Genomic DNA, 21,546 nt, shown 5'->3' on the forward strand with positions numbered 1-21,546 from the left:
ATTATCTCAAGGGCGATATACGTAATTGTTATCAAGGGAAGAACCATACTCTTATTGAGACCCTTTATAATTGATTCTTTAAATTTATAAATCTATATTTATATGAAATCAAACATACGAGGGAAGAGGTCTTTATTTCTAATAACTTTAAAATTTATCATTGGTAAATGGTTTTAAACGGTCAACGCTATTTAGGGAAGGTCACACTACTTAATACTTTGTACTTGCTACTTTGTACTTTGTACTTTCTACTCACTACTAACCAACTCAGAGACTCACCGCTATTGCAGATATTAAATATTAGAAGTTAGATGGTAGAAGGAGAAAAGAAAAATCATCGAATAAACTCCCCTCCTTAGGAGGGGCTAGGGGGAGGAATCGACTCCCCTCCTTGGGAGGGGCTGGGGGAGGAACTCACTACTCACCACTACTTTGGCTACAAAAAACAAAATGTACGGTTTTCCCGTAACAAAAGTACGGTTAAACCGTAACGCAATGTCTTTTTTAAAATAAATATTTGCATAACTAACACGATCAACTGTATCAGAATTTCATCTGATTTTGAGACCGTTCCAACGAAAAGCAAGGTTTAATCGCCTTGCTTTTTTATTTTTATGCTTTTTTTGATTTTATGTAGAGTTGGACGTTTAGTGTTCAGACATTCAGCTTTAAGCATGCCGCTGAATTTAAGCTCCGTCTTGGGTTATAAGTTTAATCTAAAGGGTTTTCGGTAGCTTACACACCCTAAGCCTGCCTGCCAAGGAACGCAGGCAGGCAAGCTCAGCCACCATCACCCTTCACTGTTCACTGTTCACTGTTCACTTATAAAGCGAATACACGATTACTCGATTATACCACTATACGATGAACTAAAAACTATAAAAAATCTTCCTCAAGAACTCAAGAACTCAAAAACTCACAGACTCACCAAGTTTGGTGCGCGATTGTATCGCGACACCCTGAATAAGATTTCCTGCCTTCGTTTCAAGGAAAGACAGACTCAGCCACCATCACCCTTCACTGCTCACCGTTCACTGTTCACTTATAAAGCGAATACACGATTATACCATTACACGACTACACTAAAAACCATAAACAATCTTCCTCAAGAACTCAAAAACTCACAGACTCACCGAGTTTGGTGCGCGATTGTATCGCGTCACCCTGAACAAGATTTCCTGTCTGCGTTTCAAGGAAAGACAGACTCAGACACCAGTTCCTTCGCTCTACTACCTAACACCTACTCCCTAATTCCTGCTTTCTGCTTCCCCCTAAAACCCTGACGAATTATGACTTTCGTCATGAAATATACGCCTGATCTTAAGTACATTTATAACAATTTAAAATTCAGGAGCTATGAAAACGACACAAATTCAGAAATTGATGACTAAAAACCTGGTGAAGCTCAATCTGGAAGATTCGCTTACCAAAGCAGAATCCCTATTCAAAAGCAATAACATACGCCACCTGCCCGTGGTGAGTGGCAATAAAATTGTAGGCATGCTGAGTTATAACGACCTCCTGCGCATCTCTTTTGCAGATTCAGCAAACGATGATGGTGAAACCGTAGAAACCACGGTTTACGATATGTTTAATTTAGAGCAAGTCATGTCCAAACAAGTGTACTTTGTCAAGGCTTCCGACTCTATCGAAGACGCTGCTAAACTATTTATCAGCAAAAACTTTCATGCCCTGCCGGTGATTGAAAACGACAAGTTGGTAGGCATTGTCACCACTACCGATATGATTCGGTATTACAATACGAAGTGTAAATAGATAAGCCCCCTAGCCCGCCTTAGGCGGGGAACTTTCGGCAGTTAACCTTTGGCGTTTGACTAAAACTTAGACTTTGACGAAGACTAAAACTTTATCCTCTGTGGACTGTGGACCGTTGACTATTAGCTATTAACTCTTTGACGTGAACTGGTTTACTGGTCTATTGTCCCAGTCACCGCTACACCACCACGTCACTACATCACCACACCGCCATTTCACTTTTGGTCTTGGTCTTAGTTGTCTAAAAGATTTCCTGCCTTTGCCAAGGAAACGCAGGCAAGCCCGACACTAGCGCTTCCCTCGAAATGACAGGTTTCTGCGTTTTGAAGAACACAACTGGTCTTTTAGACCCTTTGGCGGTTGGCTATACTACCGTGAACTTTGACGAAGACAAAGACTTATTTTTCTGTGGACAGTCGACTGTAGACCAGTCAACTTTACAAGTCAACACATCACCACACCGCCATTTCACTTTTTGTCTTAGTCTTAGTCTTTGTTCTAGGTCTTCGCTTTCCTCGAAATGACAGGCTATTTTACTTTTCAGAGTTCGGCTACTATCCGTTGTAGGCGACTACATTATTGATTTTGCCCTGAAGCATTTCTTTTAGCATGGTTTCGATCCCATTTTTTAGGGTAATAGTCGAGGAAGGACAACCGCTACAGGCGCCTTGTAAAATCACTTCTACGTCTTTGGACTCTTTATTATAGGACTTGAACATGATATTTCCACCGTCACTTGCAACAGCGGGCTTCACGTATTCTTCCAGAATCTGAACTATTTCCTTAGAGATCTCATCAAGATTGGAAGTGTCAATTTTTGGGGTTGAAGTGTCTTCAGTTTTTTCTTTTGAAACCGATCCCGTTTTCAAAACAGGCCCGCCTTCTTCGATGTAGTTTTTTATAAAACCTCTAAGTTCGTTGGTAATCATATCCCATTCAGCCATATCGTACTTATTGATGGAGATGTAATTTTCATCCATAAATACCTCTTTTACGAAAGGAAAATGAAATAGCTTTTGAGCTAAGGGAGAACGGTCAGCATCATCTATAGTTTTAAACTCTGCAGACTCCAGCACCAATTTCTTATTAGCCACAAATTTCATCACCGAAGGGTTGGGTGTACTTTCGGCATAAACGGTGACTGGTACCTTTTTGGTTGATTTGGCTTCGTCTTCGTTTACGATTTTCCCTCCATCGTTCAGGTGGTTCAGAAGTTGCTCCGCTACTTCATCCTGAACATCTTCCCACTCCACGATATTATATTTTTCAATAGCGATAAAATTTTGAGAGATATAAACCGTTTTTACAAAGGGCAGGTAAAACAATTGAGAAGCTAAGGGCGAATTCGCTGCTTCTTCTATATTATGATATTCGTAGCCTTTTTGTTTGGTCAAAAATTCGTTGAATTCAAATTTCAGTATGGAAGGCTTATTGGTTGATTTTAGTTCTACAGTATAATTCGACATAATCCACTATTTTTTGCAAAATTACAAAACAAATGTCTAGGAAAGAATGATTTGAGTTTCTATTGGCAAATGATTTCATGCTTACATATATTAAAGTTGTCTTGATTTATCGAGGACTTTCCTTGCAAATAGCTATAAGATGTATATTTGGAAATATCATTAATCATTAAATAATTTTTTTGACCTTTAGTTTTAGTTTTCAGAAAATAGTCCTGGTGATGCTGTTGGTTTATGTGACCCTGGCATCGAGCATTGCTTCTGCTCAAAGTCTTAGTTTGCCCATTTATATGGACTATTTAACGGATAACTATTACCTGGTTCACCCCTCCATGGCTGGTGCTTCCAATTTTAATAAAGCAAGACTTACTGCCCGGCAGCAGTGGTTTGATATGGAAAATGCTCCGAGCTTGCAAACCTTGAGTGTGAATGGAAGGGTAAATGACAAAGTGGCTTTAGGAGGGATTCTTTATAATGACTCCAACGGCAGATTTACCCAGCAAGGTGCGCAGGTGACCTTTGCTTATCACCTCATGTATTCAAGATCTACAATAGATATCAATCAGCTTTCTTTTGGGTTAAGTGCCGGTGTAATGCAGGATCGCCTGGATCAAACCGGACTCGGCACTATCGGAATTCCAGACCCTGCCCTAGACGGTTCTCAACGCGCTGAAACTTTTTTCAATGTAGACGTTGGAGTCTCTTATTTCTTTTTGGATTTTTTTGCTCATGTCACCTTCAAAAACTTACTCCCTCAAGAGCGTAGGACGTATAGCGAAGTGTTTGAAACCAGCAACCAAAGACAGTATTTAGCATCTGTAGGTTACACTATATCGTCTTTAGAATCCCGTTGGGTTTTTGAACCTTCTCTGTTTTTTCAACATAGTGAGGCTTTAAATCAGTCCAGTCTCGATTTCAATTTTAAAACTTACTACGAACTTAATATGGGGCAAATCTGGGGTGGTATTTCTTACCGAAGAGCCTTGGATGGTATAGATTTTACAGCACCCGATTCTGAGACTCAATCCGAAAAGTTGCAGTACATCTCACCATTTATCGGATTTAATTATAATCGATTCATGGTAGCTTATACCTATTCTCATCAGGCTTTTTCTGAAGTGATTTCTACCAGTGGTTTTCATCAAATTACACTTGGATATGATTTTGGAGTAACCCGAAAGCGTTATGAGTGCAGCTGCCCGGCTGTAAATTATTAAAAGTCATCTCTTCTTACCACAGCATTCGGAATTTCTTTAGTCAGTTGTTTCAGGTGAAAGACATTATCCACATTGGTATAGATTTCAACCTCGCCCGGATGTGTAGATGAGGTTTTAAGCTTATTTTCCATCAATAGAGTTTCAGTTTGCTTTGCTACGGCCCTGCCAGAATCTATGATCTTCACATGAGGTGGAAGCAACTGCTCAAGCTGAGGTATGATATAAGGAAAATGAGTGCAGCCCAGGACAAGATAATCGATATCTTCTTCAATAAAGGCTTGCACCTGTATATTCAGATGGTCAAGAAAATTTTGCTCAGAAGTCCAGCCGCCTTCTACAGCTTCTACAATGCCTTTTCCTACCACTTCTACCACACCAATACCTTGTGTAAATGCTTCAGAGGTTTGCTTGAACAGTTTACTGCTCAGCGTCCCTTTAGTAGCAAGCACACCAATTCTTTTTACTTCTGAATTTAAAGCTGCTGTCTTTATGGCGGGCTCTATACCCACAAAGGGAAGTTGGTAATGCGTTCTGAGGTAGGAGATGGCATTCGTTGTTGCTGTGTTGCAAGCTACGACGATAAGTTTGGCGTTCATGCGTAGGGCATACTCTGTATTTTTCACGCTCAAATTGATGATTTCCTGAGGGCTCCTTTCTCCGTAGGGAGCGTTTTTACTATCGGCGAGATAAATAAAATGTTCATAAGGAAGCCGCTCGACTATTTCTTTCAAAATAGAAGCTCCTCCTACGCCAGAATCAAATAAAACAATAGGTTGTTGAGACATACTAACTAAAAAAGACCATCACAAAGATGGTCTTTTTGTATGAATTAAAACGTAACATGTATTACTTTCCTATGGCAGCTTTAGCATCGGGCATTAAGTCATAGCCATCGGCCATCAATACTCCTGATCCCAGTGAAGAGTCAACTACATAGTCATAACCTTTAGCTCTCGCTACTTCCTGGATGACTTCTCTGGCTCTTTCCAAAACCGGTCTCATCAACTCCTCTTGCTTTTTCTGAAGATCCTCAGATGCTGTTTGTCTATATTCCATGATAGACTGTTGCATTTCCTGAAGTTCTCTTGCTCGTTTGTTGTTTTCTTCTTCAGTTTTTGTAGGAGCTTCCCTCTGGTAACGCTCGTTTGTTTTTTGAGCTTCTTTCAATAAATCGTCAATTTCTTTTCGATAGGTTTTTTCACGTTGATCAACCTCTGTCATCGCAGCCTGATAACTAGGTAAGCTTTGTACAAATTCCTGAGAGTTGATGTGTGCAATTTTAGACTGGGCGTTTGCGGTTGCCATCAATCCAAAAGACAATACTAAGGCTATTGCAATTGTTTTTAAATTTCTCATTTCTTAAATTTAATTTAGTGTTTAATTAATTGTTTTCTTTAGCGTTTTTTATAGAGTCTCTTTCTCTTTGACGTTCTTCTCGTTGTTCTAGTATTTTTGCCCTTCGTTCTTCAAGCTTTCGTTCCCGGGCATCTCGAATGGAATCTCTTTTGCGCTCCCTTTCGTTTAAAAGAGCCTCTCGTTGAGTTCTCGATTCCTGTGCTTTAATCGCCTTTTTCCTTTCTTCGATTTTGTCCTCTTCAGCCTTTTCTACAGACTTATAATCCTCCATCTCCTCTATGACACTGGTTTCTTCCTTTCTGGAGTTTCTAGTGATTAACTTCAGAATGACTTCACTTACATCATGTCGTCTTGCGGAAAACAAAAGTAAAGCATCTGCTGAATTTTCAAAAATAAAATCATAACCTCTCGTTTCACCTAATTCCTGAATGGCATTAAAAACCTGGTCTTGTATCGGTTGAATCAATTGTCTTTTTTGAACAATAAAGTCACCAGAAACGCCAAATCGCTTGTTGCGGTAGTCCAGCAACTCATTTTCCAGAAATCTGATTTCATCTTCCATATCCTGAATAAGATTTGTAGTAAGAAGAGGTTTTTCATTTTCCAGTTCTGCTTTTAAAGTTTCAATTTCATTTTGTTTACTTTCAATTTCAGTTCTCCACTGCTGAACTTTTAAATTCAGTTGCTCCGAAGCTTGGTTATAATTAGGCATCTTTTCTAAAACATAGTCCATATCCACATAAGCAATTTTCAGACCTGCTTGTCCGCATACGCTTAAGGTAAAAAAACTGAAAATTAAAAAGGAATTAAGCAACTTCATAACTAACTATTAATAAAAACCATGCCACTTTTAGAATTGCTGACCAATAATAAAATGAGTTTCCCATCCGTTAGCTCCGGTATTGGCTCCGGGAATTGGATCAAATCCATATCCAAAGTCAATACCTAACAAACCAAAGGCAGGCATAAAGATACGCAAACCAGCACCTGCAGATCGACTCATTTCGAAAGGGGTAAAGTCTTTGAAATCATCGAAAGTAGCACCACCTTCTACAAAGGCAAGGCCATAAATAGAAGCAGTTGGTTTTAAAGTGATCGGATATCTCAATTCCATGGTGTATTTATGATATATGGAGGCTCCATCGTTAAAACTTTCCTCTCCTCCAACGGTTCTCGACCTTGGAAGAATGGATTGGTTAGGATAACCTCTTAAAGCAACGATTTCACGACCATCCAGTGCAAATCCCGCAAGGCCATCACCACCTAAGAAGAAACGCTCAAAAGGAGGAATTCCCCTGTCATTATTATAAGCTCCTAAAAATCCATATTCAAAGCCTGTCTTTAAAACTAATTTATCGAACAAATTATTATACCAGTCTCCGCTAAATTTTATTTTATAAAATTCAAGCCAGTTAAACCTTTGCTGGTCAATATTTGCTAAAGCTTCCTGGTTATTGTTTGCAATAGCTTCATTTCGTTGCTGACGAAGTTCCCCGTAATCCACATCATTAAAGGCGGAATAAGGCAGGGTGAATTTCACGGAAACATCAAATTCGGATCCACCCATCGGGAAAATAGGATTGGTGAATGTGTTGTTTCTGTTTAAACCAACTGTAAATGATAAGTTGTTAGAAAAGCCGTTAGGAAAATTAAATAAACCAATGTTGTAATTGTTCAGTTGGAAATTTTGATATCCAATTGCGGTAGATAGCGTAAAGTTTTGGTCTGGCTCTCTCAGACGTTTTGCAAAACCTATATTGATACCTGATATCGTAAAGCTTCGGTCGTTGTCTGCTCGCCTGGTCAAAGGATTAAATAAAAACTGAATAGTTTGAGAAAGTGAAACAGAAAGCTGTACAGGTTTTTTACCTCCCAACCAGGGCTCTACAAATGATAAGCTATAGTTTTGAAAAGCTAAACTCGCTTGCGCTCTTAAGGAAAGCGATTGGCCATCTCCCATAGGAACAGGCTTGTAAGCTTCCTTATTGAAAATGTTTTTAATAGAGAAATTGTTGAACCTCAATCCTAAAGTTCCAATAAATCCTCCGCCACCGTAACCCCCCTGAAGTTCTATCTGGCTACTGCCTTGTTCCTCTACAATGTAGTGTAAATCCAGAGTCCCGGACTGCGGGTCTACATTTTCGAATTTGGGCTCTAGATTTTCAGCATTGAAAAACCCAAGCTGACCAAGTTCACGAATGGTATTCATGACATCCTGCTTGCTGTATTGCTGACCAGGACGAGTCCTTAAATTTCTAAAGATGACATTATCGTTGGTTTTATCGTTTCCTGTAACCCGTATTTCATTAAAGTACGCGATTTTACCTTCGTTTATCCTGATTTCAAAATCGATAGTATCGTTATAAATTCTTGTTTCTACAGGGGTGATGTTTGAGAATAAGTAACCATTGTTTTGATACAAGTTGGTGATATCATCTGCATCTGGTTTTTCTTTATTTGCAATTTTATTTTGAAGAATAGTCCCGTTGTAAGGATCCCCTTTACGAATTCCCATCAACTGATTTAATTGGGCATCAGTATAGGCAGAATTTCCCAGGAATTCGATATTTCCGAAGTAATACCTTTTGCCTTCCTTAACTTCAATATTAAGCGCGATATCCGTATCAGAATTCACAACAACAGAGTCACTTATGATTCTTGCATCACGGTAGCCTTTTTCTTTAAATTTTTTGACGATTCTTTCTTTATCCGCTTCATACTCATCTTCAATAAACTTGGAACGTTTCCAAAACCTAAGAAAAAATTTCTCTTTGGTTTTTTTCATCATTCGCTTTACTTTCCAGTCCGAAAACTCCTCGTTCCCTTCTATATTTATGGAACTTATCTTTACTTTATCGCCTTTTTCAATATCAAGCGTCATGTTCACCAAATTATCTGTGGAAGTAGTATCTACAACAGGAGTGGTGATGATGTTGGCCTTAATGTTTAGAAAGCCTTTTTCTTTGTATTTATCTTCTAAAGTATTTTTGAGGTTGATGATGAAGTTTTCAGTAACTTTAGTACCCTTCTGCAACTCATTATCCTTTACGATTTCATCTCTTTTACGCTTTTTGATTCCTCTTACTTTAACCTCATTCAGCTTGGGGACTTCTACGATTTCCAGTTGTAAATCTGCTACATCCCCATCAACATTCTTCAGATAAAAATTGATGTCACTAAACAAGCCCAGATCCCAGAGTTTTTTCAGGACTTTGCTTATTTTATCGCCAGGGATATAGATTTCATCGCCTTTTTTAAGGCCCGTAAAAGCAATTACAGTTTGCTCATTGTAGCTGGTCGACCCAATTACTTCTATTTCTCCAAGCGTATATTTTTTGCCGGCAGCTTCTAGTGGTGAGTTTTGAGCACTTGTTAATGCACTAAATAATATAATAGCTAGAACTGATATATACCTAGTTGCTCTAGCAAACAATAAGGAGTACTTAGAGTTGTTCACTTGTTTTTCCAAATCTTCTTTCTCTTTTTTGGTATTCGTAAATTGCTTCAAAAAGGTTTTCTTTTCTGAAATCTGGCCAGAGAGTATCTGTAAAATACAATTCTGCATAGGCCATTTGCCATAATAGAAAATTACTGATTCGCTGCTCTCCGCTTGTGCGAATCATCAAATCTACGTCTGGTAAATTTCGGGTGTAAAGATGCTTATTTATTGTAGATTCATCAATACTTTCTGAATCTATTATGTTATTTTTTACTTTTTCACTTATTTTTTTTACAGTTTGAATCAGCTCTTCCCGAGAACCATAACTTAAGGCAAGAGTCAGAGTCATGTGATCATTATGAGCGGTTTTCTCGATGACCTCATTGAGTTCCTTTCTTGCTTTGGAGGGCAGGTTTTCTATACACCCAATGGCTTGAAGCTTGATTTTGTTCTTTTGTAAGGTTTTTATTTCACCTTTCAATGAGGAAACCAGAAGTCTCATTAAAGTTTGTACTTCAAGTTTTGGCCGTTTCCAGTTTTCGGTAGAAAAGGCGTAAAGCGTCAGGTTTTTTACACCAAGCTCTGCACAACCTTCTACAGTTTCTCTTACGGCCTTGGTCCCTTTTTCGTGACCTTTCACTCGCATTAAACCTTGTTTTTTGGCCCAACGCCCATTTCCATCCATAATGATAGCTATGTGCTCAGGCAACTTTTCGACTATGATGTTTGACTTAAAATCCATTCATTAAAAATTGCAGTAACACGGCTTACGACCAAAGGTGTACGTTAGCGTGATTCCTGCAAACATATACCAATCGTTCATGTTAGAGTTGCCAAAGGTAGGATAAATTGTTTGACTGTTTATTTCTTCGGGTGCACTTCCGTCCAAATTATCTGTAAAGGTATATCTGGCACCAAATTCAGCCGCCACTATCCAATGCCTGCTTAAAGCGCCTTTCACCCCAAAAACCATAGGTATAGCGAAATTTGAAGTAGAATTTCCTTTAACAAGCTGATTGTCATCAACAAAAAATTCATTGGTGAGAAAATAAGCAGGTCCTGTGTACAAATAGGGAGTGACTAGCGGGCGTTTCAATTCATGTAAATCCCAATCCAGAAAATTGAATTCAAGACCAAAAGAAAATTCAGTGATATCCGTCTCAAAATCATAACCTCGACTAAGCTTTCCTGGTTCGTCCGACCTGAAATCGCTGTCAAAGGTGTTCATTCTGATGACTGTAAGACGAAAAGCATGCCTAGGGCTTCTGTTCCATTTTAAAATGGCTCCGTAAGAGGTTTTATCCTGACTAAAATAATCTTTAGGCTGTACAAAGGATTGAGATCCTACATCACCAACAAAATTAGTGCTCCCAAACACTAAACCTATTTCATAAGTCTGTGCGTTTGCAAGCTGGATTCCCATACAGATAGAGATGATAATAAAAACATATCTCATAAATTTCAAAAAGTTACAAATATATAACTATACTTAAACGGGTAATATTTAAGACTACTTGTCATCTAAAAACACATTTAAGTTTAATTTATTGTCTCAATTGCGTTTATCCTGACCCCATGATAATTTCTTTCTAAGGGTTGTGATGAAACTATCGTTTTGCAACCAGACCAGCTTGATATTGAAATCAGCTTTTTTTATCCGCACTATAGTGTCCTTATCTAAACTGGCCAGCCTTGAGTCCAGCGAGATGAGGTATTGATCTTCTCTTCCTGAAATTTTTAATTTGATTTCCAGATGGTCTGGTATGACAAGTGGTCTTGCATTTAGATTATGAGGAGCGATAGGAGTGATGATAAAACTCTTGGTTTGTGGAGTAACAATAGGACCTCCACAACTCAGAGAATATCCAGTGGAGCCTGTAGGGGTAGAGATGATAATGCCGTCTGACCAATACGAATTCAGAAACTCATCATTTAACCAGGTTTCAATAGTTATCATAGAAGTGGTCTCCTTTCTGCTGATGGCTACATCGTTAAGAGCAAAAGAAAACTGACCTAGTGAAAAATCTTCAGAATCCAGTTTGACTTCCAGCAAAGAGCGCTCAGAAGCCTTATAATTCCCGGCGAGAATGTCTTCAATGCTTTTTTTGATTTCGTCTTTATGAACCGTCGCCAGAAATCCCAGCCTCCCGGTATTAATACCTATGATGGGGATGTTCAGGTTTTTCACAAATTTTACCGCAGATAAAATGGTTCCATCGCCACCGATGGTAAAAAATAAGTCTACAGATTCATTTAGGGTTTCGAAAGTAGTATAGTCCTGTAAATCTTCAACAGATTTTTCCTTTAAAAGCAATTTGAAATACTCCTTTTCTATGATGACTTCCACCCCATTAGATTTCAAAACTTCCAAAAGCTGGGCAAGATATTTTTCAGTTTCAGGATAAAACGACTGACCAAATATGGCAACACGATTTGTCATAATGCTTTAAATATCTAGGTATTTATTGAGGTAATCTGAATGTTCTTTGAGATCTTCAGCAAACAAATCTTCAGGATGTTCGCTTGCGATTTGATAATCATAACGCCTAAAGGTTTGTAAAATCTCATTGATGCCCTGGTGCTCTACTTTTACGGTGATTTCCACCGTGTCCTGCGTGAGCTGACTGATATACATTCCAGAAACACGCGCATTTAAGGTTTCTATAAGTTGAGCGACTTCACTAAAAGCGAATTTTGTCCTTTCTTTCCTTAAGATCATCACTTCGCCCTCATTGGCAACAAATGGACTTTCGCCAAATAAGTCCAGAATATCCTCCAGCTTCATGACTCCCCTGTATTTTTTGTCAGGATCCAGAACAGGAAGCAAGTTGGTTTGGTGGTTAGCAAATTCATGGATAAGGTCCAGGTTTGTATTATGGATTTCAGCATAAAATACCTCGATAAGATATTTATATTCTGAAAGGGGTAAGCTTGTGTCCAGGTCGATGAGATCATCTAAATTAATACTCCCTTTAAAAACTTCTTTTTTGAAAACTGGAAGATGATTAAACTTCGAAGCTTTAAAGGCTTGTCTTATTTCTGAAATAGTATCAGAAACCTGAATAGGCTGTAAAGTTTGGTCTATAAAATTTTGCCAAATCATAACTGATCTTTTGTTGCAAATTACACAAAATCCAAGCAAAGTCTCGCTTATGATTGTATTTTTGTTTAAAAACTAACAATGATAAGACTTAGTGTTAACATTAATAAAATTGCGACCTTAAGAAACGCAAGGGGAGGAAATACACCAAATGTTGTTGAAGCTGCAAAGCGACTGGAATCTTTTGGCGCTCAGGGCATCACCGTTCATCCAAGGCCAGATGAACGCCACATCAGATATGCCGATGTCAGAGACCTGACCAAAGTGGTGACGACCGAATTTAACATTGAAGGCAATCCCAATCAGAAATTTATAGACCTGGTCCTGGAAGCAAAACCCGCTCAGGTCACTTTAGTGCCAGATGCCGAAGATGTGCTGACTTCCAATGCCGGCTGGGATACGATCAAAAATAAAGAGTTCCTGACAGAAGTTATTTCCAAGTTTAAAGCTCACGGGATCAGAACCTCAATTTTTGTAGATCCGAACATCGAAATGATTCAAGGGGCTGCTGAAGTGGGTACCGACAGAATAGAGTTGTACACAGAATCCTATGCTCAAGGCTACACGGAAGATAAGATAAAAGCCATTCAGCCTTACATTATTTGCGCAGAAGAAGCTAAGCGGCTTGGTCTGGGGATAAATGCCGGTCATGATTTATCACTGGATAATATTGAATTTTTCGCGCATAAAATTCCATTTTTAGATGAGGTTTCCATAGGTCATGCTTTGATTTCTGAAGCCCTTTACGATGGGCTGCAACCTGTGGTGAACGCTTATCTTAAAAAATTAAGCTAGATGAAATCGGTATGATTTAAATCATCAAAGCTCACTCCTGCCTAACTGAGTTATTCAGGCGAGTGCGATCATTAAAGAATACTAAACTATACACATGAAATTACATTCAAAAATAAAAGGGAAAGGACAGCCGCTTGTTATTCTCCACGGATTTTTAGGCATGGGTGATAACTGGAAAACCCTGGCAAACTCTTATTCAAAAGAAGGTTTTGAAGTTCATCTTGTCGATCAAAGAAATCACGGAAGAAGCCCTCATGAAGACGCCTTCAGTTACGATCTTTTGGCTGAGGATCTGAACGGCTATTTTAAAGAAAAAGGCTTTGATTCAGCCTCGATTATAGGTCATTCTATGGGGGGAAAAACCGCCATGAGATTTGCTACCCTTTATCCTGAGCAAGTAGATAAACTTATCATAGTGGATATCGCTCCCAAATATTATGCACCACATCACCAGCAGATTTTGGAGGGGTTGACAAAAATTTCGGAGGAGAAACTCACCTCGAGAACAGATGCTGATGAGCTCTTAGCTGAATACATTTCAGAAAAACCAATACGGCAATTTTTGCTGAAAAATCTGTACTGGAAAACACAGGAAGAACTTAATCTGAGACTCAATATTGATGCTTTAAAACAAAACATAGAAGAAGTGGGCAAAGGCTTACCTCAAAACGCTACCTATTCTGGTGAAACCTTATTTTTAAAAGCTGGTAATTCAGACTACATCAAAGAAAGTGACACCAGTGACATCTCTTCTCATTTTCAAAATTTCGACATTCAGGTTATAGAAAATGCCGGACATTGGGTGCATGCCGAAAAACGGGATGAGTTTTTTAAAGTGAGTTTAGCTCACCTGAAATCTTAAGTCATCACCACTCAAGACCTGGCTTAATTGTTGTTTTCAAGACAATTAAAAAGTCAACCGAATAGTTTGCTGGTTTTATTCTAATGCTGAACAGAGCTTGTCTGTCTTTAAGAGCAGGCAAGTTCTCGTCAGATATGTCCTAATGAATACATTAGCGCTATTCCAAAGTCAGTTTAAATTCAGAGTGCTCCAAAATCTTTTCCTTAGAAATCCAGTAAGGAATCCAGTCTCCTGTTTTCCATTTTTCCAACTGGGATTTATAATAGGGATGAAACACTCTTGCCGCACTCCCCCCAGCCAGTATTCCTATTATTTTTTCATCATCACTCATATCCGCTACCATTCTAAACGAACTAAACCAGCTGGTTTCAAATTCACGATCTGTATTCTTAACAAATGCCCCTCTGTTCAGGGTTTGGTTGGATCCGGATTTGGGCCACAACTCAGCTCCCAGTAAATCACTTCCAAACCCTTCCGGGCGAAGCGGGCTTACAAAATGTATGCTGTGTATCCTGCCCCAGGTCCAGTTGTCTTGATTTTTGCCTAAACGCTCAGTCAGCAGGGCTTTTGTTTTAAGACCAGCCTCGATGATCAAATCTGTTCTTGTTTCTGCTTCAGGAGTATTTTTATTGTCTATAAATTCATGCTGACTTAAAATGAAATCATCTACTCTTTGATTCCAGTAGTATACATTTTCCCAGTACATATCTTCGAGCTCGTCTGGTAACTCATCATTCATTACCAGGTATAACAGCTCATTGTACAGAACATTATAAACCGCAGCACCAACGGAATCTATCTCTTCATTGTAATCCCATTCTTCTAATAATTTGGCAAGACCCTGAGTAGATTTCTCTTGTTTTAAAGCTGAGGCCAATACCGGGGAAAAGACTTCAGCCTGCTTGTTTTTGACATCCAAAATTAATTCCCATAAATCTTCAGTCGTAAATTTTTTAATTTCTGAGAGGACTTCCGTTATTCTTTGGTAACGGTAATAGGGTGAGAAATGATTGGAATAGTAATACGGGTAATCGTCTGGACGCGTGTCATTATTGGCTGTTCCGATCCAGCCTCTATCCGGGTTGACCATGTGAGGCAAACTATCTTTAGGAATAAATCCAAGCCAGGTATCTCCCAGATTCGCTTTTGAAGGCACCTCTCCCCTGCCTTCTGCTCTAACGGGAACCAATCCAGTCGCCTGGTGTGCAATATTACCATCGACATCTGCTATGGCATAGTTAAAAAACACATTGTCCATGCCTTTCAGCACTTCTCTAAATTCAAAGGTGTTTTTGGTTTCCAGTAAACGTTCAAAACCAATGGAATTGCTTTTGGTTTCGGCCAGAGACCATCTCAGGCTCACCACATCATCCGTTAAAATATTGAATACAGGAAAATCAGAAATCACCGGTCCATTTTTAGTGGATCGAATCTCAATTTCTACACTTGTACTGTCTTTAACCTCGATGGTTTCAGTGCGAGTCTCAAATGCTGTTTTCTCACCGTTGAACTTATAGAAATCACCCTGTGTTTCTTCAATAAATAAATCCTGACTATCGCCGTAGGCATTGGTCACTCCAAAAGAGACAAATTCATTCCGACCGGATAATAGGCCTGGAATACCCGGCGTGGCAATGCCAACAGCTTTAAATTCCGGACAAAAGAGACCTATAGGATAAAACATACCCGGCAGCAGTCTTGAGTCCACGTGTGGGTCATTTGATAAAATCGGTTTTCCTGATGCTGATTTTTCTCCAGAAATAGCCCAGTTATTGGATCCTAACTTAGGATGGGCCATAAATGGGTCTGATAACTGTTGATATTCTGTTTTGTTGTTATTCAAAAAACCGATGATAGTCGAATCTGTAGTAAAATCCAAAGGTTTGGTCCTGTCTAAATTTACAGAAAGGGGTAAAAGTTTTGACGCTAAGTCGGTTCGCGCTGCCAGATTCAGGCTCAGGACTTCATCTTCCATATTTTGACTATGGAACAAACCTACAAAATGGGTGACAGAGACAATTTCTTCCGGGGTTAACGGGCTGGGTTCAATATCCAGCAAACTCAATTCCAGAGGGAATTCATCCTTTGCCACGTTTAAATAGTCATTAAATCCTTCGCAATACCACTTCAGGGTTTGTTTTGTTTCTTCATCGAGAAATTGGTAATGCCTTTCGGCATTTCCAACCAAATCAAGAACCCGCATTTTTATGTCAGATTGCAACATTGAGTTGCCTGCAAGGCTAGCCCCTTCTCCTTTGATAAGCGCTCGATAAAATTCTATCTGGAATAGCCTGTCCTGAGCCATAACAAAACCTTGACCGCGAATGGCATCAGCTTTATTTTTTGCAAATATATAGGCAATACCGTTTTCATCTCTGTGGATATTAATCGGAAAATCATTTTTAGAAATTTGAAAACGTCCTTCTCTTTTGAAATTATTGACAGTTGAAAAGTAAAGACTGCCTGCTATGATAATAAGGACTAAGACGATGAGGATAGAAATAATGTACTTTTTCATTTTAAAAGGGGCGTTAATTGAAAAAAATGAATTCAAATCGCTATAAAGTTATAAAAATCCATAAAACGGATTTAAGAAAGCTTAAACAAAACTCAATCGATTTAGACTTCATGGATTTGGATATGACTCGTCAATTTCACAAAATATAATAGAATAAAATTTATAAGTTTTTCTACTTCTAACTTCAAATTCTACTTTCTATACTCTCACTTAGAGCATCCTGATTTTAAGGTGATGAGGTCTGACAATGCTTCTTATAAAATTGGACTTAGCTATCTAAAATACAGCGTTTGATGACCTGGCTGGACTGGTCATGAAATGAGTTTCTGTTAAAAAAAGATATGCATGCATCGTTTTTCAATTTTTTTTCTCTTAATTTATTATTAAATTATTAGATTGCAGTGTAAAAAAAAATCACAAATCCATTAACATGAAAACAGTTTTCAATTTTTTTGTACTTCTTTTGTGTGTGTTTTCCTACTCACAGACCACCATAAAAGGTAGCATTACAGATAACTCTGGCGTTCCTTTACCCGGTGCAAATATTTTCATCGAAGAATCAGCCCGCGGAACCACTTCAGATTTTGAAGGGAAGTATACACTCACCACAGATCAAAATCCACCCTTTGATATAGTTATTTCTTTCACTGGTTTCGAAAACGTTATAGTTCCGGTTACGGCCAACAATCAAATTATAGATGTACAGATGAGTGTTGGCAGCTCACTGGATGAAGTTGTGATTTCTGCCTCAAGAACTCCGGAGCGTGTTTTTGAATCCCCTGTAACCGTTGAGCGTTTTGGAATAAAAGATGTAAAGACTACAGCCTCTGTTGATTTCTATGGAGGGCTTGAAAATCTAAAGGGCATAGATATCAACACCAACAGTTTAACTTTTAAGTCTGTTAATGCTAGAGGGTTTGCAGATTTTGCAAATGCCAGGTTTATGCAACTGGTGGATGGAATGGACAACTCAGCGCCTGCCCTTAATTTCCCTTTGGGCAACCTCATAGGCATGGTGGAAACAGATGTGCAAAGCATAGAAATTTTGCCCGGAGCTGCTTCTGGTCTTTATGGTGCTAATGCCTTTAACGGTATTCTTTTCATGAGAAGTAAAAACCCGTTCGATTATCCCGGTATTCGCGGGTATGTTAAACAGGGAATGACGTCTCAGGATGCTGCAGGAGAGAACCCCTACACCGATCTGGGATTGAGCATAGCTCATAAGTTTAGTGATAAATTTGCCGTTAAGGCAAATATTGGATACATCAAAGGTACAGACTGGGCCGCCAATAACAGGTCCGACAAACTGAACAGGGGTCTCACCAGAGAGGATACAGATTATGATGGAATCAATGTTTATGGTGATGAGGTATCTACAAACATAAGGAGTGCTTCAGGTTTAGGCATAATTCCCGACGTTCGGGTCAGTAGAACCGGCTATAGCGAAATGGATCTAACCAACTATAATGCCGAGAGTTTTAAAGCTGACTGGGGGTTGTACTTCAGACCCTGGGAAGATGACTTTGAAATTCAATACGTAGGAAAAGTAGGTAGTGGTAACACCATTTATCAGGGAGCTAACCGTTATAACATCAAGAACTTTTTCTTACAGCAACATAAAATTGAAATCAAAAATGATAATTTCTTTGTGAGAGGTTACGTGAATGAAGATGACGCAGGAGACTCCTATGACATGGTATTTACGGGGATTAACATCAACAGATCATGGAAAAGCGATGCCGACTGGTTTGGCGACTACATTCAAACTTTTGCAGGTATAGAATTGTCAGGTAATCCTCAGGGCTTAACCGATGATCAAAAGCATGATGCTGCTAGAGCTGCAGCGGATACTGGTCGTTTAATCCCTGGAACTCCTGAATTTCAGAATACATTTGATCAGGTCGTACAGGATACAGACTTAAGTTCAGGTTCGCGTTTTCAGGACAATTCTAAATTTTACCATTCAGATGCTAATTACAACTTCAGTCACCTATGGGACTATGCAGAAGTTCAGGTTGGCGGGTCATTCAGATCTTACAATCTGAATTCTGATGGCACGATCTACACAGATAACGATGGTCCTATCATATACTCAGAATTTGGAGTATATACACAAATTCAAAAAGAGGTAGAAATCTCGGATCTTGTAAAAATGAAACTTACGGGTTCTCTCCGATTTGATAAGTCTGAGTTATTTGACGGATTCTTTTCTCCAAGATTATCTGCAGGCTTTACGATTGCAGAGGATCATAATATTAGAGCCTCTTTTCAGACAGGATTTAGAAACCCAACAACACAAAACCTATACATCGGACTTGACGTTGGTCGGGCTGTGTTAATTGGAGGAGCTTCCGATAATCCTAAACGCTACTCTAAACAATACAGTGTGGCAAACAGTACCTTAAGTCCTTTTGGTGCAGCTGTGCTTGGTTCGCCATCGGTTTCTATAAATGGTTCTGGAGCCTACAACAACTCGTTCACTGCAAGTTCGGTGAGTAATGATTTTTCTCAATCTGGAAACCCGGCAGATTTAGAAATTGGAAATTCCAATTTGGCACAACCGGAGCAGGTATCTTCTTTTGAGCTTGGTTACCGTGGAAAAGCTCAGGGCTTTGTCATAGATGCTTCAGCGTATTATAATATTTATCAGGACTTCCTGGCCAATGAAAATGTGATTTCTCCATTTTATGGTGATGTGGAATTAACCCAGACTGTTCCTGGGACCAATACCCCTTTAGCAGTGGCTGCTATCGCTAATGGTGATTTCCAAGTCTACCAAACCTATACAAATACAGATAAGGAGGTTAAATCCTATGGTGCAGCTATAGGCCTTTCAACCAAAGTGTTTAATGGTTTTGATCTGAGCGCCAATTATACCTACGCCAGGTTAGATTTTGATGTCGCTGCTAATCCAAATGTGAGAACTAATTTTAACACCCCGGAACATAAGGTAAAAGCTTCTTTTGGTAAAACGGATTTGTTTGAGAATCTTGGGTTTAACCTGTCATGGAGATGGAGCGACAATTATTTTTGGGAAGCTAATTTTGGTGATGGAGAAGTGCCCGCTTTTAATGTCTTAGATGCACAGGTGAATTACAGAATACCAAAATATAAATCTACCATCAAATTAGGGGCTTCAAACTTGTTGCAAGACGAATATTTCACAGCATTTGGAACCGGATATATAGGTTCCATCTATTACTTGTCTTTAACCATCAATAATTTTTAATAACTAAAACATAAAATGATGAACTATTTTAAATATATCTTTCTTCCATTTTTAGCCGTAAGCTTCATGGCTTGTGAAAATGAACCTCTGGAAGACTTAAGAAACAGAGGTGTTCAGGAAGAACCGGAAGCTACAGAAGAGTTTACGCAGGGTTCTGCAAACTTCTCAACGTATGTGGCTTTAGGGAATTCATTAACGGCTGGTTTTTCTGATGGTGCATTGTATAAAATCTCACAGGAAAATTCAATGCCCTCCATATTGGCCGACCGATTCTCTACACTGGCAGACGGTGGCAGTTTTACTCAGCCCCTGATGAATGATAATATAGGGGGTCTTTTGGCGGGAGGAAATCCTCTTCCAGGGTTTAATCCCAGGTTAGTATTTGGAGGTTCCGGTCCTGTTCCTCTATCAAGTGTTGTAGGCCCTATACAGCCTACCACCGACATCCTGAATAATAATCCAACCGGTCCCTTCAACAACTTAGGTGTGCCAGGCGCAAAAAGTTTTCATTTACTTGCTCCAGGTTATGGAAATGTGACTGGCGTTTTTGCCAATCCGCCTTCCGCTAATCCTTATTTTGTAAGAATGGCAAGCTCGCCCCAAACAACAGTGATAGCCGATGCTATTGCTCAACAGCCTACGTTTATATCCTTATGGATTGGTAATAATGATGTGTTAGGTTATGCGCTTTCCGGAGGTGACGGGTCCAATCCTATTACACCAATGGATGGACCTCCTGGTGTTGGTTTTCAACAGACATACGGAGCTATTGCCGGTCTTTTAACAGGTAACATTCCGAACTTACAGGGAATAATGGCAAACATTCCGAATGTGACTGCTATACCTCATTTCACAACCGTACCTCATAACCCGTTAGACCCTTCCAATCCAGACTTTGCGGATCAAATCCCTACATTAAATGCTATTTTTGGAGCTATAAATCAAGTATTTGTTGCCTTAGGAGAGACTAATCGGATTATTGAATTTACTGCGGAGGCTTCAAATGCAGTCGTGATAAATGACGAATCACTTACAGATGTTTCTGCTCAGATTGCTGGTGCTTTAGCACCTAATCCTCAATTCATAGCTTTGGTTGAGAGTTTTGGTTTGCCTGCTCAGGCTGCCCCTCTTGTTGCTAATTTATTAGGTAATACATATGGCCAGGCAAGACAGGCTACAGAAGAAGAGTTGTTAGTACTGCCTAGCAGTTCAATTATAGGAACAGTAAATACAGATCGTTTTGCTTTCCTAGTCTCTCAGGGACTTTCACAGGAACTTGCCGGTCAATTTTCTGTTGAAGGCATTACGCTGCCCCTGGCAGATAAGTGGGTCTTGTTACCAGAAGAACAGGAAGAGATAGCCACGGCTACAGCACAGTTCAATCAGGTTATCTCTGGGGTTGCAAGCGCAAATGGTTTTGCTTTACTGGATGCTAACGCCTTGTTAGATCGAATCGCAACCTCTGGTGTAGTGACCAACGATCTTATACTGACATCAAATTTAGTCACTGGAGGCGCTTTTTCACTTGATGGTGTTCACCCAACCTCCAGAGGCTATGCCTTAATCGCAAATGAAATGCTAAAAGCCATAGATGTAACGTATGGTTCAAATTTTGAAGCTTCCGGAAATCTTGTGGATGTATCGACTTACAACACGAACTATTCACCCGGCTTAATCAATTAAAATTCTTTAAAATCTTAATTGAAAAGGTTTTGACACCTGCTAAAAGCTTCCAGAAATGGAGGCTTTTTTTGCTTTGGAGTTTAGGATTTTCCAGCGGTTTTTATAGAT

16 protein-coding genes are annotated in these 21,546 nt (G+C 39.3%); 6 read left to right on the top strand and 10 right to left on the bottom strand.

What is annotated here, in order from left to right:
- The first annotated feature begins 1,356 nt into the window (after positions 1-1,356).
- Complete coding sequence (locus LB450_RS11205) at positions 1,357-1,776, top strand: CBS domain-containing protein (protein ID WP_224488695.1); 420 nt, start codon at positions 1,357-1,359, stop codon at positions 1,774-1,776.
- 554 nt (positions 1,777-2,330) lie between these two features.
- On the opposite strand, the gene LB450_RS11210 is transcribed toward LB450_RS11205, so the two are convergent.
- Positions 2,331-3,242, bottom strand: a complete 912-nt coding sequence (locus tag LB450_RS11210) for a NifU family protein (protein ID WP_224488697.1) — start codon at positions 3,240-3,242, stop codon at positions 2,331-2,333.
- Positions 3,243-3,421: 179 nt separating this feature from the next.
- Here LB450_RS11210 and LB450_RS11215 point away from each other — a divergent pair, with 179 nt between their 5' ends.
- Positions 3,422-4,456 (top strand): type IX secretion system membrane protein PorP/SprF, encoded by a 1,035-nt coding sequence (locus LB450_RS11215; RefSeq protein ID WP_322962779.1) that lies wholly within the window; start codon positions 3,422-3,424, stop codon positions 4,454-4,456.
- On the opposite strand, the gene murI is transcribed toward LB450_RS11215, so the two are convergent.
- From murI to LB450_RS11255, 8 genes are all read right to left on the bottom strand, one after another.
- The gene (gene murI / locus LB450_RS11220; protein ID WP_224488699.1) at positions 4,453-5,241 is read right to left on the bottom strand and encodes a glutamate racemase; all 789 of its coding nucleotides are present in this window, start codon (positions 5,239-5,241) and stop codon (positions 4,453-4,455) included. The two genes, LB450_RS11215 and murI, sit on opposite strands and share 4 nt — an antisense overlap.
- A gap of 61 nt (positions 5,242-5,302) precedes the next feature.
- On the bottom strand, positions 5,303-5,812 hold the full coding sequence (locus LB450_RS11225; protein WP_224488701.1) for an OmpH family outer membrane protein: 510 nt from the start codon (positions 5,810-5,812) through the stop codon (positions 5,303-5,305).
- 25 nt (positions 5,813-5,837) lie between these two features.
- A complete protein-coding gene (locus tag LB450_RS11230; protein WP_224488703.1) occupies positions 5,838-6,632 on the bottom strand; it encodes an OmpH family outer membrane protein in 795 nt (264 codons plus the stop codon).
- 30 nt (positions 6,633-6,662) lie between these two features.
- Entirely contained in the window at positions 6,663-9,320 is a 2,658-nt protein-coding gene (gene bamA / locus LB450_RS11235) for an outer membrane protein assembly factor BamA (protein ID WP_224488705.1), read from the bottom strand.
- Complete coding sequence (locus LB450_RS11240; RefSeq protein ID WP_224488706.1) at positions 9,256-9,993, bottom strand: isoprenyl transferase; 738 nt, start codon at positions 9,991-9,993, stop codon at positions 9,256-9,258. Before LB450_RS11240 ends, bamA begins: the two co-directional genes overlap by 65 nt.
- 3 nt (positions 9,994-9,996) lie before the next feature.
- Entirely contained in the window at positions 9,997-10,707 is a 711-nt protein-coding gene (porG, locus tag LB450_RS11245; RefSeq protein ID WP_224488708.1) for a type IX secretion system protein PorG, read from the bottom strand.
- 96 nt (positions 10,708-10,803) lie between these two features.
- On the bottom strand, positions 10,804-11,691 hold the full coding sequence (locus tag LB450_RS11250; protein ID WP_224488710.1) for an NAD kinase: 888 nt from the start codon (positions 11,689-11,691) through the stop codon (positions 10,804-10,806).
- A 6-nt stretch (positions 11,692-11,697) separates the two neighbouring features.
- Positions 11,698-12,354 (bottom strand): CBS domain-containing protein, encoded by a 657-nt coding sequence (locus LB450_RS11255; protein WP_224488712.1) that lies wholly within the window; start codon positions 12,352-12,354, stop codon positions 11,698-11,700.
- Positions 12,355-12,432: 78 nt separating this feature from the next.
- Here LB450_RS11255 and LB450_RS11260 point away from each other — a divergent pair, with 78 nt between their 5' ends.
- A complete protein-coding gene (locus LB450_RS11260) occupies positions 12,433-13,146 on the top strand; it encodes a pyridoxine 5'-phosphate synthase (protein WP_224488719.1) in 714 nt (237 codons plus the stop codon).
- Between the two features lie 94 nt (positions 13,147-13,240).
- Positions 13,241-14,008 carry an alpha/beta fold hydrolase gene (locus tag LB450_RS11265; RefSeq protein ID WP_224488721.1) on the top strand — a complete coding sequence of 256 codons (768 nt, stop codon included), beginning with the start codon at positions 13,241-13,243 and terminating at the stop codon, positions 14,006-14,008.
- Between the two features lie 157 nt (positions 14,009-14,165).
- Here the strand turns inward: LB450_RS11265 and LB450_RS11270 are convergent, their stop codons facing one another.
- The gene (locus LB450_RS11270; RefSeq protein WP_224488723.1) at positions 14,166-16,526 is read right to left on the bottom strand and encodes a penicillin acylase family protein; all 2,361 of its coding nucleotides are present in this window, start codon (positions 16,524-16,526) and stop codon (positions 14,166-14,168) included.
- Between the two features lie 430 nt (positions 16,527-16,956).
- Here LB450_RS11270 and LB450_RS11275 point away from each other — a divergent pair, with 430 nt between their 5' ends.
- Together LB450_RS11275 and LB450_RS11280 are read left to right on the top strand one after the other, a co-directional pair.
- The gene (locus LB450_RS11275; RefSeq protein WP_224488739.1) at positions 16,957-19,755 is read left to right on the top strand and encodes a TonB-dependent receptor; all 2,799 of its coding nucleotides are present in this window, start codon (positions 16,957-16,959) and stop codon (positions 19,753-19,755) included.
- An 18-nt stretch (positions 19,756-19,773) separates the two neighbouring features.
- Positions 19,774-21,438 carry an SGNH/GDSL hydrolase family protein gene (locus tag LB450_RS11280; protein WP_224488741.1) on the top strand — a complete coding sequence of 555 codons (1,665 nt, stop codon included), beginning with the start codon at positions 19,774-19,776 and terminating at the stop codon, positions 21,436-21,438.
- Positions 21,439-21,546 lie beyond the last annotated feature (108 nt).

This window comes from Psychroflexus curvus (assembly GCF_020164585.1).
Classification (GTDB): domain Bacteria; phylum Bacteroidota; class Bacteroidia; order Flavobacteriales; family Flavobacteriaceae; genus Psychroflexus; species Psychroflexus curvus.

Coding starts and splice junctions, on each gene's coding strand:
- LB450_RS11210 (WP_224488697.1), bottom strand. CDS start 3,242: ATGTCGAATTATACTGTAGAACTAAAATCAACCAATAAGCCTTCCATA.
- LB450_RS11230 (WP_224488703.1), bottom strand. CDS start 6,632: ATGAAGTTGCTTAATTCCTTTTTAATTTTCAGTTTTTTTACCTTAAGC.
- LB450_RS11260 (WP_224488719.1), top strand. CDS start 12,433: ATGATAAGACTTAGTGTTAACATTAATAAAATTGCGACCTTAAGAAAC.
- LB450_RS11255 (WP_224488712.1), bottom strand. CDS start 12,354: ATGATTTGGCAAAATTTTATAGACCAAACTTTACAGCCTATTCAGGTT.
- LB450_RS11225 (WP_224488701.1), bottom strand. CDS start 5,812: ATGAGAAATTTAAAAACAATTGCAATAGCCTTAGTATTGTCTTTTGGA.
- LB450_RS11265 (WP_224488721.1), top strand. CDS start 13,241: ATGAAATTACATTCAAAAATAAAAGGGAAAGGACAGCCGCTTGTTATT.
- LB450_RS11280 (WP_224488741.1), top strand. CDS start 19,774: ATGAACTATTTTAAATATATCTTTCTTCCATTTTTAGCCGTAAGCTTC.
- LB450_RS11240 (WP_224488706.1), bottom strand. CDS start 9,993: ATGGATTTTAAGTCAAACATCATAGTCGAAAAGTTGCCTGAGCACATA.
- LB450_RS11270 (WP_224488723.1), bottom strand. CDS start 16,526: ATGAAAAAGTACATTATTTCTATCCTCATCGTCTTAGTCCTTATTATC.
- murI (WP_224488699.1), bottom strand. CDS start 5,241: ATGTCTCAACAACCTATTGTTTTATTTGATTCTGGCGTAGGAGGAGCT.
- LB450_RS11205 (WP_224488695.1), top strand. CDS start 1,357: ATGAAAACGACACAAATTCAGAAATTGATGACTAAAAACCTGGTGAAG.
- LB450_RS11275 (WP_224488739.1), top strand. CDS start 16,957: ATGAAAACAGTTTTCAATTTTTTTGTACTTCTTTTGTGTGTGTTTTCC.
- LB450_RS11250 (WP_224488710.1), bottom strand. CDS start 11,691: ATGACAAATCGTGTTGCCATATTTGGTCAGTCGTTTTATCCTGAAACT.
- porG (WP_224488708.1), bottom strand. CDS start 10,707: ATGAGATATGTTTTTATTATCATCTCTATCTGTATGGGAATCCAGCTT.